This is a genomic window from Streptomyces sp. NPDC003247, assembly GCF_042888135.1.
In the GTDB taxonomy this organism is placed as follows: domain Bacteria; phylum Actinomycetota; class Actinomycetes; order Streptomycetales; family Streptomycetaceae; genus Streptomyces.
Window position 1 is genome coordinate 164493 of sequence record NZ_JBIAPF010000009.1, and the last position, 13629, is coordinate 178121.

11 protein-coding genes are annotated in these 13629 nt (G+C 73.6%); 3 read left to right on the forward strand and 8 right to left on the reverse strand.

Translation table 11 applies throughout. From position 1 onward, the window contains the following. Nucleotides 1-32 precede the first annotated feature (32 nt). The 7 genes from rnc to recG all read right to left on the reverse strand — a co-directional run bounded on the left by rnc (nucleotide 33) and on the right by recG (nucleotide 6433). On the reverse strand, nucleotides 33-851 hold the full coding sequence (rnc, locus tag ACFYWQ_RS28900; protein WP_389520292.1) for a ribonuclease III: 819 nt from the start codon (nucleotides 849-851) through the stop codon (nucleotides 33-35). 7 nt (nucleotides 852-858) lie between these two features. Continuing rightward, complete coding sequence (gene rpmF / locus ACFYWQ_RS28905; protein ID WP_003951102.1) at nucleotides 859-1032, reverse strand: 50S ribosomal protein L32; 174 nt, start codon at nucleotides 1030-1032, stop codon at nucleotides 859-861. 2 nt (nucleotides 1033-1034) lie between these two features. Continuing rightward, complete coding sequence (locus ACFYWQ_RS28910) at nucleotides 1035-1688, reverse strand: YceD family protein (RefSeq protein ID WP_389520294.1); 654 nt, start codon at nucleotides 1686-1688, stop codon at nucleotides 1035-1037. A 196-nt stretch (nucleotides 1689-1884) separates the two neighbouring features. Then, nucleotides 1885-3006, reverse strand: coding sequence for an ATP synthase F0 subunit B (locus tag ACFYWQ_RS28915; protein WP_389520296.1), 1122 nt, complete (start codon nucleotides 3004-3006; stop codon nucleotides 1885-1887). A 58-nt stretch (nucleotides 3007-3064) separates the two neighbouring features. Next, entirely contained in the window at nucleotides 3065-3544 is a 480-nt protein-coding gene (gene coaD, locus ACFYWQ_RS28920; protein ID WP_389520571.1) for a pantetheine-phosphate adenylyltransferase, read from the reverse strand. 26 nt (nucleotides 3545-3570) lie between these two features. Next, on the reverse strand, nucleotides 3571-4155 hold the full coding sequence (gene rsmD, locus ACFYWQ_RS28925) for a 16S rRNA (guanine(966)-N(2))-methyltransferase RsmD (RefSeq protein ID WP_389520298.1): 585 nt from the start codon (nucleotides 4153-4155) through the stop codon (nucleotides 3571-3573). A gap of 67 nt (nucleotides 4156-4222) precedes the next feature. Continuing rightward, nucleotides 4223-6433, reverse strand: a complete 2211-nt coding sequence (recG, locus tag ACFYWQ_RS28930; protein ID WP_389520300.1) for an ATP-dependent DNA helicase RecG — start codon at nucleotides 6431-6433, stop codon at nucleotides 4223-4225. A 168-nt stretch (nucleotides 6434-6601) separates the two neighbouring features. Here recG and ACFYWQ_RS28935 point away from each other — a divergent pair, with 168 nt between their 5' ends. Together ACFYWQ_RS28935 and ACFYWQ_RS28940 are read left to right on the forward strand one after the other, a co-directional pair. Continuing rightward, nucleotides 6602-8458 (forward strand): HSP90 family protein, encoded by a 1857-nt coding sequence (locus ACFYWQ_RS28935; protein ID WP_389520301.1) that lies wholly within the window; start codon nucleotides 6602-6604, stop codon nucleotides 8456-8458. Next, nucleotides 8458-11430, forward strand: a complete 2973-nt coding sequence (locus ACFYWQ_RS28940; protein WP_389520303.1) for a tetratricopeptide repeat protein — start codon at nucleotides 8458-8460, stop codon at nucleotides 11428-11430. Before ACFYWQ_RS28935 ends, ACFYWQ_RS28940 begins: the two co-directional genes overlap by 1 nt. A gap of 52 nt (nucleotides 11431-11482) precedes the next feature. Here ACFYWQ_RS28940 and ACFYWQ_RS28945 read toward each other — a convergent pair whose 3' ends face one another. After that, nucleotides 11483-13177: a DAK2 domain-containing protein gene (locus ACFYWQ_RS28945; RefSeq protein ID WP_389520305.1), complete on the reverse strand. Its 1695-nt coding sequence runs from the start codon at nucleotides 13175-13177 to the stop codon at nucleotides 11483-11485. 257 nt (nucleotides 13178-13434) lie between these two features. Here ACFYWQ_RS28945 and rpmB point away from each other — a divergent pair, with 257 nt between their 5' ends. Then, a complete protein-coding gene (rpmB, locus tag ACFYWQ_RS28950; protein WP_003973430.1) occupies nucleotides 13435-13620 on the forward strand; it encodes a 50S ribosomal protein L28 in 186 nt (61 codons plus the stop codon). Nucleotides 13621-13629 lie beyond the last annotated feature (9 nt).

Below are 13629 nucleotides of genomic sequence, written 5' to 3' on the forward strand. Positions count from 1 at the left end.
GCACGTCGGTGCGCCGCGGGCGGACCCGCGGCTCAGGCGGAGGCGGACTCGGGGCCCGCGCTGCCGTCGACGGCCTGGAGGGTGGTGGCCTCCTTGGCCCGCTCGTCCGCCGCGGCCCGGATGGACCGCCACGCGGACTCGGCAGCCTGCTGCTCCGCCTCCTTCTTGCTGCGGCCGGTGCCGGTGCCGTACGAGACGCCTCCGACGCGGGCAGCAGCAGTGAAGGTCTTCTCGTGGTCGGGACCGGTCTCCGTGACCAGGTACTCGGGAACGCCGAGCCCCTCGGTCGCGGTGAGCTCCTGGAGGCTGGTCTTCCAGTCCAGGCCGGCACCGAGGTTGGAGGACTTCTCGATCAGCGGGTCGAACAGGCGGTGCACCAGTTCGGAGGCCGCGTCGAGGCCCTGGTCGAGATAGACCGCGCCGATCACCGCTTCCAGGGTGTCGGCGAGGATGGACGCCTTGTCCCGGCCGCCCGTGCCCTCTTCACCACGGCCCAGCCGGATGAAGGAGCCCAGGTCGAGGCCGCGACCGACCTCCGCCAGCGCACGCGAGTTGACCACCGCGGCCCGCAGCTTGGCCAGTTGGCCCTCGGGCAGGTCGGGGTGGGTGCGGTACAGCGTGTCCGTGACGACGAGGCCGAGCACGGAGTCCCCGAGGAACTCCAGCCGCTCGTTCGTCGGCAGACCGCCGTTCTCGTACGCGTAGGAGCGGTGGGTCAGCGCACGCACCAGAAGGGCGGACTCGACGTGGTAGCCGAGCCGCCCTTCCAGAAGCGTGTGGGACGAGGCCGTGGTGTCCGCCTTCTTCCTGGCGGTCGAGTCCGCCTTGGCGTCAGACATGAAGCCTCTCACCAGCCGCTCAGACCTCGAGGACCTGGCGCTTGTTGTAGGTGCCGCACGACGGGCACGCGATGTGCTGCTGCTTGGGCTCGTGGCAGCGCTCGCACGCAACCAGGGTGGGGACCGCAGCCTTCCACTGCGACCGGCGGTGGCGCGTGTTGCTGCGCGACATCTTCCGCTTCGGAACAGCCACGGCTACTTCTCCTGCTTCTCGTCGACGTGCGCTGAAGGAAGCGCGCCGCCGCTCATCTCGTCCTTCTCGCCGTCTTCGAGTGAACCGGCGAGTCCCTGCAATGCCGCCCAACGGATGTCGACGGCGTCATGGTGGTGGTCCGGGTCGTCCGCCAGCCGTGCTCCGCACTCGGAGCACAGGCCGGGGCAGTCGTCCTGGCACACCGGCTGCATCGGCAGTGCGAGCACCACCGCATCACGCAGCACGGGCTCGAGGTCGAACAGGCCGTCCTCGAGAAAGAGCCTGTCCTCGTCTTCCTCGGCGTCGTCGGCCGGTTCCGCCTTCACGCGGCCCCGGTCGTCGGCGTCAGGGTACGAGAACATCTCCTGGAAGTCCGCTTCGAGCGTGAACTCCAGCGGCTCCAGACACCTTACGCACTCCCCCTCGGCCCGTGCACGGGCGGTGCCTGTGACAAGCACCCCTTCCATGACCGACTCGAGGCGGAGCTCCAGCTCCACCGGGGCGCCTTCCGGCACTCCGATGACTCCCTGGACACCGAGGTCCCGGGGGGCGTCGATCGTACGGGTCAGGCGCTGCAGCGCACCTGGCCGCCGACCCAGCTCGTGCGTGTCGAACACGAGGGGGTTGCGGTGGTCGAGGCGGGCGTTGGGTGCCATTCCTGCTTTCGATCTTCCGAGCTGACGAGGGTGCTGCCCTCCGGTGTTCCGGGCAGCGGCGATCACGGACGTCTGCGAAGTCAGCGAAGCGCACACGCGACCGAAGAGCCAGGATACTGGAGCTTTCGCTCTCAGCCCAATCCGGTGTCCGCCGCCTTCGCCGTCACGGACCGATCCGGTGCCGCGGGCCCGTCCGTCACAGTCCGCGGCCCTGCTCGTAGGCGCGCAGCTGCTCGGCGCTGATCATGCTCGTGTCGAAGAGGCTGGTCTCGTCGAGCGCGTACGCGTCCTGCTGCGGGACGTGCCCGTCCTGCTGCTGCGGGATGTGCGCGGGCTGCTGAGCGGCCTGGTTCGGGTCGTACGGCGCCTGGTGGGCGTCGTAGCCCTGGAAGGGGGCCCCGCCGGCCGCGGCGTAGCCGGGGGCGTACGGGTCGGCCTGCGGGTAGCCGTAGGGGTCCTGCTGCCCGCCGTAGGTCTGCTGCTGGTAGCCGCCGGCGTAGGGGTCCTGCTGCTGGTAGCCGTACGCGGGCTGGGGCTGGGCGACCTGCTGGTCGTACTGCTGCTGGTGCTGCGCCGGCTGCTCGGCCGGGGTGTCCTGCTCGGCGAGGGCGGCCAGGTCGGCGAGGTAGTCGGCGTCGGAGGAGTGCTGGTAGGTCGTGGTGTCGTCGGCCAGGGCGCCGAGGTCGTCGGTGGCGATCCGGCCGTGCAGCTTCTGGCGGCCGCGGCCGACGGCCTCCAGCGTCTTGGCCAGGACCGCCTCGAAGGCGCGCAGCTTGGCGTCGACGTAGGCGTCGGCGTCGCGGCGCAGGGTCTCGGGGTCGTGGCTGCGCTCGGGGGCGTCCTCGTCCTCGTAGCCGTTCTCGTCGACGCCGGACCCCGTGCCGAGGAGCTTCTCGCGGCCGCGGCCGACGGAGCCCAGCGTCTTGGTGAGGACGACCTCGAAGTTGGCGAGCTTGGAGTCGACGTAGTCGTCGGCCTCGGCGCGGACCTCCTCGGCCTCGGTGCGGGCCTCGGCGAGGATGCGGTCGGCCTCGGTCTGGGAGCGGCGGGCGATCTCGGTGTCGGAGATGAGGGAGCCGCGTTCGGCGTGCGCGGTCTCGATGATCCGCTCGGCCTCCTGGCGGGCCTGCTCGACCATCTGCTCGCGGCCGCCGATCAGTTCCCGGGCCTCGGCGAGGGAGTCGGGCAGGGCCGCGCGCACCTCCTCCAGCAGGGCGAGCAGATCCGCGCGGTTGACCACGCACGAGGCCGACATCGGCATGGATCGGGCGCTGGAGACCGCCGTGACGATCTCGTCGAGCTTCTTCTGCACGTCCACCGGTTGCTCGCCACTCTCTACAGCTGTGTTGGAGACGGACGGGACGACTGTAGCCCCATCAGGTGGCGCGCAGGCGCTTGTCGAGGGCCTCCAGGACCACCGGGGGCACCAGGTGCGAGACGTCGCCGCCCCAGGTGGCGACCTCCTTGACCAGAGAGGAGGAGAGGAAGCTGTAGGTGGGGTTGGTGGGCACGAAGAGCGTCTCGACGCCCGAGAGGCCGTTGTTCATCTGGGCCATCTGCAGCTCGTAGTCGAAGTCGCTGACCGCGCGCAGGCCCTTGACGATGGCCGGGATCTCGCGTTCCTTGCAGAAGTCGACGAGGAGGCCGTGGAAGGCCTCGACGCGGACGTTCCCGTACTCGGAGGTCACCTCGCGGATCAGGTCGATCCGTTCGTCGATCTCGAACAGGCCCTTCTTGGCCTTGTTGATCATCACCGCGACGTAGACCTCGTCGTAGAGGCGGGAGGCGCGGGAGATGATGTCGAGGTGTCCGTTGGTGATCGGGTCGAACGACCCGGGACAGACGGCGCGGCGCACTTGTGATCCCTCGCTCTCCGGTCCGGTCATCGTGCGTCTTCGCACGTAGAGGCGGCGCGACCGTACCAAAACGTTCCCTCGCCGTAGCGACGGGACCGGATCTCCTCGAAACCGTCCGGCCAGCCGAAAGTGCCGCCTCTGGTGCTGCGCTCCACGGTGACGAGGGCTTCCGGCGCGAGCCACCCCTCGGAGCGGAGTGTGAGCAGAATCTCCCGAAGATCGTCGTCGGAGACGGCGTACGGGGGGTCGAGGAAGACCAGGTCGTACGGGGTGGGCGGGGGCGTCTGGATGATCTGGCGGGCCTTGCCCGCGCGGACCTCGGCGCCGGGCAGGCCGAGGCTGCGGACGTTCTCCCGGACGGTGCGGGCGGCGCGGGCGTCGGCCTCCACGAGCAGGACGTGTCCGGCGCCGCGGGAGAGTGCCTCCAGGCCGACGGCGCCCGAGCCGGCGTAGAGGTCGAGGACGCGTTCGCCGTCCAGGGGGCCGCCGAGGAGGGACTGCCAGGTGGAGAGGAGACCCTCGCGTGCGCGGTCGGAGGTGGGGCGGGTGCCGCTCCCTGGCGGGACCGCCAGGCGGCGTCCGCCGGCTGCGCCGGCGATCACGCGGGTCATCTCGGGTCCTTCTCGGTGTGCTCGGACGGCTCGGACGGGTGCCCGAGCGGTGACCTGTCCCAGTCTGTCAGCCCTTCTCCAGGTACTGCTCCCTCTCCTCGTCCAGCAGCGCGGCCAGGGCGGTGCGCAGGCCCGGGAGGCCGGTGAGTTCGGGGTCGGCCGCGACGATCGCCGTGGCCTCCTGGCGGGCCTCGGCGATGACTTCCTCGTCCTCGATGACGGCGAGGACGCGCAGGCTGGAGCGGGCGCCGGACTGGGCCTGGCCGAGGACGTCGCCCTCGCGGCGCTGTTCGAGGTCGATGCGGGAGAGCTCGAAGCCGTCGAGGGTGGCGGCGACCGCGCCGAGCCGGCGCCGGGCGTCGGCGGCCTCCGGTGCCTCGGTGACCAGCAGGCACAGGCCGGGTGCCGAGCCGCGTCCGACGCGGCCGCGCAGCTGGTGGAGCTGGGAGACGCCGAAGCGGTCGGCGTCCATGATCACCATGGCGGTGGCGTTCGGGACGTTGACGCCGACCTCGATGACGGTGGTGGCGACGAGGACGTCGGTGTCGCCGGCGGCGAAGCGGCGCATGACGGCGTCCTTGTCGTCGGGGGGCATCCTGCCGTGCAGGACCTCGATCCGCAGGTCCTGGAGGGGGCCCTTGGCGAGTTGGCCGGCCACGTCGAGGACGGCGAGCGGCGGGCGCTTGCCGTCCTCGTCCTCGGCGGGCTTCTTCCGGGACGTGCGCGGGTCGTCCTCCTCGTCGCCGATGCGCGGGCAGACGACGTAGGCCTGGTGGCCGCCCGACACCTCCTCGCGGACCCGCTCCCACGCGCGGGCGAGGAAGTGGGGCTTGTCGGCGGCGGGGACGACATGGCTGGCGATCGGGGAACGGCCGGCCGGGAGCTGGTCGAGGACGGAGGTCTCCAGGTCGCCGAAGACGGTCATGGCGACCGTGCGCGGGATGGGCGTGGCGGTCATGACGAGCAGGTGCGGGGGCTGCTTGCCCTTGCCGCGCAGGGCGTCGCGCTGCTCGACGCCGAAGCGGTGCTGTTCGTCGACGACGACCAGGCCCAGGTCGTGGAAGGCGACCTTGTCCTCGATCAGCGCGTGGGTGCCGATGACGATGCCGGCCTCCCCGGTGACGAGGTCGAGCAGCGCCTGCCGGCGCGCGGCCGCGCCCATCGACCCGGTGAGCAGCACCACCTTGGTGGCGTGCTCGGTGCCGCCCAGCATGCCGCCCTCGGCCAGGTCGCCCATCATCTCCACGACGGAGCGGTGGTGTTGCTGGGCGAGGACCTCGGTGGGGGCCAGCATGGCGGCCTGTCCGCCGGCGTCGACGACGGCGAGCATGGCGCGGAGGGCGACCATGGTCTTCCCCGATCCGACCTCCCCCTGGAGCAGCCGGTGCATCGGATGTTCCGTCGCCAGGTCGTCGAAGATCTCCTTGGACACCTTCCGCTGGCCCTCGGTGAGGGTGAAGGGGAGGCGGTCGTCGAAGGCGGTGAGGAGGCCGTCGGGGCGGGGCCGGCGCGGGACCGCGGGGAGTTGGCCGTCGGCGTGGCGGCGGCGGGCGAGGGCGACCTGGAGGACGAAGGCCTCGTCCCACTTCAGCCGGGCGCGGGCGTCGGCGATGTCGGCCTTGGTGTGCGGGCGGTGGATCTTGAGCAGTGCCTCGGGGAGGGAGACCAGGCCACGGCCCTCGCGGAGGGGGCCGGGGAGGGGGTCGAGGGCCTCCTGGGCGCTGGGCAGGACCGTCTGGACCGCCTTGCCGATCTTCCAGGACTCCAGTTTGGCGGTGGCGGGGTAGATCGGGATGAGGGCGCCCGCCCAGGTCTCGACGGCGTCGCCGGTGTCCCCCGCGTCGCGCAACAGTTCGTAGGCCGGGTGGGCCAGTTGGAGGCGGCGGTTGAAGACGGAGACCTTGCCCGCGAACAGCGCGCGGGTGCCCGGCAGGAGCTCCTTGTGGGGCTTGTGGACGCCGTTGCCGAAGAAGACCAGCTGGAGGCGGCCGCTGCCGTCCGTGATGGTGACCTCGAGGCGCTGGCCCTTGCCGCGGGGGGCCTTGGCGGAGGCGAAGGTGTGCAGGCGGGCGTCGGCGACCTGGGCGACCACCGTGACGTGCTCGTCCATGGGGAGGTCGGCGAGGTGGGTGAGCTGGCCCCGCTCCTCGTATCTGCGCGGGTAGTGGTGCAGGAGGTCGCCGACGGTGTGCAGGCCGAGGTGCTCGGCCATCACCTTCGCGGTGGGTGGGCCGAGCACGCTTTTCAGTGGTTCTTCGAGTGCGGGCACGAGATCCATTGCACACCACACCACTGACATTGCCGTATACGTGGCTTGAAACCCCTGGTCAGACGGCTCGTTGGGGCTCTAGGATGGCGCGCTCCGGCCATCCCCCGCGGTCACCGCCCCACAGGGACCGCCCGACCCCGCGCCGTCGACCCTCCCCCACCCCGCGGCGCTGACGCGATGGACTCCCAGACCTCACAGTCATCCCAGGCATCACCGTCTCCTCATACGTTCCAGGTCGACCTGCGTGGTCTGGTGGACCTGCTCTCCCATCACCTCTACTCCAGTCCCAGGGTCTACCTGCGCGAACTGCTCCAGAACGCCGTGGACGCGATCACCGCCCGGCGGGCCGGGGAGCCCGGCGCGCCGGCGCAAGTGCGGCTGTTCGCGTCGGGGGACCGGCTGCGGGTGGAGGACTCCGGAGTCGGTCTCACGGAGGCCGACGTGCACAGCCTGCTGGCGACCATCGGGCGCAGCTCCAAGCGGGCCGAGGGGGTGCAGGAGGCCCGCTCCGACTTCCTCGGGCAGTTCGGCATCGGACTCCTGGCGTGCTTCGTGGTCGCCGAGCGGATCCGGGTGGTCAGCCGCAGCGCGCGCACGCCGGACGCGCCGCCGGTGGAGTGGACGGCCCGGGACGACGGTTCGTACACCGTGCGGACGCTGCCCGACGAGGAGCGTCCCGAGCCGGGCACCACCGTGCACCTGGTGGCGCGGGCGGGGGCCGGGGAGTGGCTCACCGAGCGGCGGGTCCGGCAACTGGCCCGGGACTTCGGCTCGCTGCTGCCGTACGACGTCCGGGTGGGCGACGAGGCGGTCACCGACCTGCCGGCGCCCTGGGACCGGCCGTACCCCTCCCCGGCCGGCCGGCGGGCGGCGCTGGCCCGGCACTGCCACGAGCTGTTCGGTTTTGCACCGCTGGACTCGATCGAGCTGAACGTGCCGCTGGCGGGGATCCGCGGGGTGGCGTACGTGCTGCCGGCGGCGGTCAGCCCGGCGCAGCGGGCGGGCCACCGTGTGCACCTGAAGGGCATGCTGCTGACCGAGCGGGCCGAACAGCTGCTGCCCGACTGGGCGTTCTTCGTGCGCTGTGTGCTGGACACCGACAGTCTGCGGCCCACGGCCTCGCGCGAGTCCCTGTACGAGGACGAGACGCTGGCGGCCGTGCGGGAGGCGCTGGGGGAGCGGATCAGGTCGTGGCTGACGGGCCTGGCCGCCGGTGATCCGGAGCGGCTCGCGGCCTTCCTGGCCGTGCACCACCTGGGGGTGAAGTCCCTGGCGCGGCACGACGGGGAGATGCTGCGCACGATGCTGCCGTGGCTGCCGTTCGAGACGACCGACGGGCGGCTGTCGCTGGAGGAGTTCGCGCAGCGGCACCCGGTGGTGCACTTCACCCGGACCGTGGAGGAGTACCGCCAGGTCGCGCCGATCGCGTCGGCGCAGGGCGTCGGGGTGGTCAACGGCGGTTACACCTACGACAGCGAGCTGGTGGAGGCGCTGCCGTCGGTGCGGCCGGGAACGGTGGTCGCCGAGCTGGACGCGGACACGGTGACCGCGCACCTGGACGCCGTGGACCCGGCGGAGGAGCTGGCGCTCTCCGGCTTCCTGGCGGCCGCGCGGGCGCGGCTCGACCCGCTGGGCTGCGACGTCGTCCTGCGCGCCTTCCACCCCCTGTCCGTGCCGGCGCTGCACCTGGACGACCGGGCGGCCCGGCACGAGCAGGCGCGGGCGGAGGCGGAGGCCGGGGCCGACGACCTGTGGGCGGGCATCCTGGGGTCGCTGCGCGGCAGCGCCCCGCGCGCGCGTCTGGTGCTCAACCACCTCAACCCGCTGATCCGCCGGATCGGTTCCCTGCGCGACACGGAGCTGATCGGCACCGCGACGGAGTCGCTGTACGGGCAGGCGCTGCTGATGGCGCAGCGGCCGCTCAGGCCGGCCGACTCCGCGCTCCTGAACCGCGCGTTCATCGGCCTTCTGGAGTGGGCCACGCACGGGGGCTCCGCACCGGGGGGCTCCGCACAAGGGGAGGACGGCCACTGATGACGGGGATCACGGACTTCGACGCGCTCCGCCGGGCGATGGCGGAGAACTCCGAACAGCCCGAGGGTCCGGCCCGCAACGCGCGCGCGGAACAGCTGCTCGGGGAGGCCGAGAGGCTGAACATCCCGCTCGCCGTGATCGAGGCGCTCGGGCACCAGCTGAAGGTCTACAACTACAGCTCCGAGAAGGACAAGATGTTCGTCCCGTTCGCGCGGCTGCTGCGCATGTGGGACGAGCGGCCGGAGGACTTCGACGAGTACGAGGCGCACTCGCTGCACTGGGTCTTCAAGTGGGTGTCGGCCGGCATGCTCGACCAGCCGCACGTCCCGCTGGCGTCCGTGGAGAAGTGGCTGGGCGAGATGGAGCACCGCTACCGGCTCGCCGGGCACTCGGAGCGGGCGGTGCGCGGCGCCGAGTTCAGCGTGGCCGCGCACGTGGGGGACGTCGAGCGGGCCGAGCGGGCGTTCGCCGCCTGGCTGGCCGCGGACCGCGACACCATGGCCGACTGCCACGCGTGCGAGCTGCACGGCCAGGGCTGGTGGCAGGCGGAGCGGGGCCGGGACGCGGAGGCCCTCCAGCTGTGGGCGCCGGTCCTGGAGGGCGTCTACAGCTGTGCGCACGAGCCGCACACCGTGCTCGCCTCGTCCCTGGTGCCGCTGTTGCGGCTGGGCCGGCTGGAGGAGGCGCGCGCCCACCATCTGCGGGGCTTCCGGCTGGTGCGGACCATGGAGAGCATGCGTGGCGCGTACGCCGACCACGTGGAGTTCTGTGCGCTGACCGGCAACGAGGCGCGGGGTCTGGAGCTGCTGGCGGAGCGGCCCGCGTACTTCACGGACGAGGGGCATCCGCGCAGCCGGCTGGAGTTCCTGAGCGTGGTCGCGCTGCTCATGGAGCGGCTGTGCGCTCTCGGTCTCGGTGACCAGCGGGTGCCCGGCCCGGCCGGGCGGACGTGGACCGCGAGGGGTCTCGCCGCCCACGCGCGCGGGGAGGCCCTGGCGCTGGCCGCGCGTTTCGACGACCGCAACGGCACGTCGTACGTGAGTGAGCGGGCCCGCGCGCGGATGGCGCAGCGGCCGCTGGCCCAGCGGCTGCCGCTGGGGGTGCGGGCGGTGCGCCCGGCGACGGCGGCCGGGCCCGGGGCCCCGGCCGGCGCGGAGCGTGCGGCCGGACCCGCCGAGGAGTCCGGCCCGTCCCGCCCGCCGGGTCTGCCCGGTCTGCTCGCCGAGGCGCGGCGGCTGTCGGACGGCCTGCTGCCGCACGCCGTGGAGGCGTGGGCGGCGGTGGCGCGCGCCGCCGAGGGGGCGGAGCTGGACGCACGCGACCGCGCGGAGATCGCCGACCACGAGGCGATGGGGCTCGGTCCGCAGGGCGCCGAGACGTTCGAGCGGGCGGCGGAGCTGTACGAGGAGGCGGGCGACCCCGGGGAGGCCCTGGCGGCACACGCGCGTGCCGCGTACGTCCGCGCGCTCGCCGGGGACGTCGACGGGGCGGTCGCGGCGGTCGCCGGCCCCTACGACCGGGTCCTCGCGCTGTACGCCGAGGGCGGCACGGGGATACCGCAGGCGGCGGGCGTCCTCATGGGCCGTGCCCGGATCCTGATGCGCCGCGTCCAGGAGACCGAGGGGCCCCTGCCGCAGCGGGTGCGGACGGACGCCGAAGCGGCCGTACGGGAGGTGCTGGCGCTCGTCGGGGGACGGGCCGGGGACGACGTACGGCTCGCCGCGCGGATCGCCGAGGGGCACGCGATGCTCGCGGAGCTGGCGGCGCGCTCGGGGGACGCCGAGCGGGGCGCGGAGCTGTTCGCCGGGGCCGCGGCGGAGTTCGTCGCGGCGGGGCTGCCGTGGTTCGCCGTGGAGTACGAGGCCCGGCTGGCCGGGCTCGCGCACCAGCTGGGCGACCTGGTGGAGGCGGAGCGGGCGCTGCGGGCCGCCCTGGAGCACGGCGGCACCCATCTGGAGCCGGTCGGACGGGCCCAGCTGCACCTCCAGCTCGCCGAGGTCGTCTGCGGCCGGGGGCGGGGCGGGGAGGCCGCGGAGCACGCGCTGGAGGCGGCGCACTGGGCCGACGCGGCGGGCGAGGGTCCGACGCTCGGCGCGTGGGCGCGGCACCAGTTGGGCGGGCTGCTGGTGCGGCAGGGCCGCTGGGCGGAGGCGGCCGAGGTGCTGGAGTCGGCGCTGGCCGATCTGCGGGCCGACACGCACGGCGACGGGGTCGTCGTCCAGACGCAGTGGTGGCTCGGTGACTGTCTGAGCGAGCTCGGCGAGCACCGGGCGGCCGCCGAACGCCGGCTCCAGGCCGCCGAGACGGCCCGGCACTGGCCCGAGCAGCACGACCACGCCACCCTGGCGCACCTGGCCGCCGAGTCCCTCGGCCAGGCCGGCCTGCCCGCCGACGCGGACCGGGCCTACGCGCGCGCGGGCGAGCTGTGGCGTTCCCTCGGCAACGTCCACGGCCTGGTCCGCTCGCTGCGCGCCCGCGCGTGGCTGGCACTGCGCACGGAGGACGGTCCGGACGCGGCGCGGGCGCTGATGACGGCCGCCGTCGAGGAGTGCGCGGACGCGCTGGGCGGGACGGAGGACGAGGAGTCCCGCCTGCGGCTCGTCGGCGAACTCGGCCACACGCACCGCCAGTTCGGGGACCTGCTCGCCCGCTCGGCGGCGGAGGACGCCGACGACGACTCCATCCGGGCCACGCTGGAGGAGGCCCTGGGGCAGATGGCGCGGGCGGTCGCGGTGTTCGTCTCCCTGGACGACGGCACCCCGCCGCACGCCCGCACCGGCGCCGAGCTGGCCGCGGGCTGGCTGGAGACCGACCTGGGCCGTCCGGCGCAGGCGGCGGCACGCGCGCGTGCGGTGCTCCGGGCGTACGCGGACACCGCGGACGCCGACGGCGGGGCCGACGAGACCGTACGGGCGCGGCGGGCGGAGGCGGAGCAGTTGCTTCAGGTGGTGGAGGAGCAGGCGACGGGCTGAGCGGACCGGTGGAGCGGGGCGTCCGAGCAGGGCCGCCGGGGCGGGGCCTTCGCTACTCGACGCCGATCAGCAGGAGCGCGCCCTGCCGTCCGCCGCGGTACACCACCGTGTCGACGGCGAGGTACCTCTCCCGCACCCGTGTGCGCAGGTGCTCGGCGATGCCCTCGGGGGCCTCGTCGCCGAGCACCAGGGTGACGAGCTCCCCGCCCGCGGCCAGCATGCGGTCCAGGACGGTCTCGGCGGTGGCGGTGACGTCGGCGCCGATGACGGCCACGTCACCGTCGATGAGCCCGAGGACGTCACCGGCCTGGCAGATGCCGGCCATGGTCCAGGACTGGCGCTCGGCGACGGCGACCTCGGCGTGGCGGGTGGCGCCGGCCGCCGAGGTCATCGACACGACGTCCTCGTCGAACCGGCGGTCCGGCTCGTGCACGGCGAGCGCGGCGATCCCCTGGACCGCGGACCGGGTCGGGATGAGGGCCACCCGGACGCCCTCCGAGCGGACCTGCTCGGCCGCGGCGGCCGCGGTGTGGCGCAGGTCGGGGTCGTTGGGCAGCAGGACGACCTCGCGCGCGTGGGCGCGCCGTACGGCCTCGACGAGTTCACCGCTCGCGGGGGGCTCCCCGGGCCGGGCGAGGACCGTGGTCGCGCCGGCCTCGGCGTACAGCCCGGCCAGGCCCTCGCCGGGGACGACGGCGACGACCGCCCGCTCGGCGCGGTCGCGGGCCGGGCGGTCGGCTCCGCGGGTGTGCGCGTCGCCGGCGCCGAAGTGCGTGATGCGGATGCGGTGGGGCCGGCCGGCCTCGACGCCCGCTTCCACGGCGGCGCCGGCGTCGTCGACGTGCACGTGGACGTTCCACAGTCCGTCGCCGCCGACCACGACGAGCGAGTCGCCAAGCGCGTCGAGCCGTTCCCGCAACCGGTCCACGGCCGCGTCGGGCGCCTCCAGGAGGTAGATGACCTCGAAGGCGGGGCCGTCGCCCCCCGCGGTCTCCGGGCAGCCGCCGCCCCCGGTGGGGCCCACGGTGGCGGTTGCGGTGGAGGGAGAAGCGGTTGCGGTGGACGGGGCTGTGGCGAAGGTGCCCGGCCGCTCCCCCGTCAGTGTCTCCACCAGCGCCGAGAGCACCGTCACCAGCCCCCGCCCGCCCGCGTCGACGACCCCGGCACGCTCCAGGACGGCCAGCTGGCCCGGCGTCGCGGCGAGCGCCGCGCACGCCCCCTGGTGGGCCGCCCGGGCCACCGTCCCGCAGTCGCCCCCGGTCCCGCCCGCCGCGTCGGCGGCGGCCGAGGCCACCGACAGGACGGTGCCCTCGACCGGGTGGGCGACGGCCTGCCGGGCGGAGTCGGAGGCGTGCCGCAGGGCCAGCCGAAGTCCCGCCGCGTCCGTGTGAGGGGGCTCACCCTCGGCGAGCACCTGGGCCATGCCGCGCAGCAGCTGCGCGAGGATTGTCCCGGAGTTCCCGCGCGCGCCTATGAGCGCGCCGTGCGCCATCGCGCGGACGGCGTCGGCGAGGGAGGGCTTCCCGGCGGCGGCCGAGCCGGCCTCGTACCCGGCGAACACGGCCTCGACGGCGGCCGCCGCCGACTCGACGGTCAGGTACAGGTTGGTGCCGGTGTCCCCGTCCGCGACGGGATAGACGTTGATCGCGTCGATCTCCTCGCGGTCCCGTCCCAGCGCGCGCAGCGCCAGACCGCACCAGGTGCGCACCGCGAGAGCATCGAGGAATGTCTGCGGCACCTGCGGCACCTGCGCCTCCTTGAGCTGCTGGACTGGGACGCAGCGTAGACCGTGGGCGGGTGTCCACCGGAAGAGGGCCGGGCACCGGCCCGTGGGCGGCCATGGTAGTTTCGTTGCACTGGCGCAGTCGTTGTATGCTGCTCCGGTTGCCCGATCCTGATCGGGCCATCCCCCTGGCACCGCCACTCAGATCTCTGATCCCAACGATCTCGATCCCGGCATGCCGGGATCAACCGTAAGTGCATCTGAAGTCTTTGGAGTGACCCGTGGCTGCCAACTGCGACGTCTGCGGCAAGGGGCCGGGCTTCGGCAACAACATCTCGCACTCGCACCGCCGTACGTCCCGTCGCTGGAACCCGAACATCCAGCGTGTGCGTACCGTGGTGAGCGGGACGCCGAAGCGCGTGAACGCTTGCACCTCGTGCATCAAGGCCGGCAAGGTCTCGCGCTGACGCTCAGCT

Coding starts and splice junctions, on each gene's coding strand:
- ACFYWQ_RS28910 (WP_389520294.1), bottom strand. CDS start 1,688: ATGGCACCCAACGCCCGCCTCGACCACCGCAACCCCCTCGTGTTCGAC.
- recG (WP_389520300.1), bottom strand. CDS start 6,433: ATGGATCTCGTGCCCGCACTCGAAGAACCACTGAAAAGCGTGCTCGGC.
- ACFYWQ_RS28940 (WP_389520303.1), top strand. CDS start 8,458: ATGACGGGGATCACGGACTTCGACGCGCTCCGCCGGGCGATGGCGGAG.
- ACFYWQ_RS28935 (WP_389520301.1), top strand. CDS start 6,602: ATGGACTCCCAGACCTCACAGTCATCCCAGGCATCACCGTCTCCTCAT.
- rsmD (WP_389520298.1), bottom strand. CDS start 4,155: ATGACCCGCGTGATCGCCGGCGCAGCCGGCGGACGCCGCCTGGCGGTC.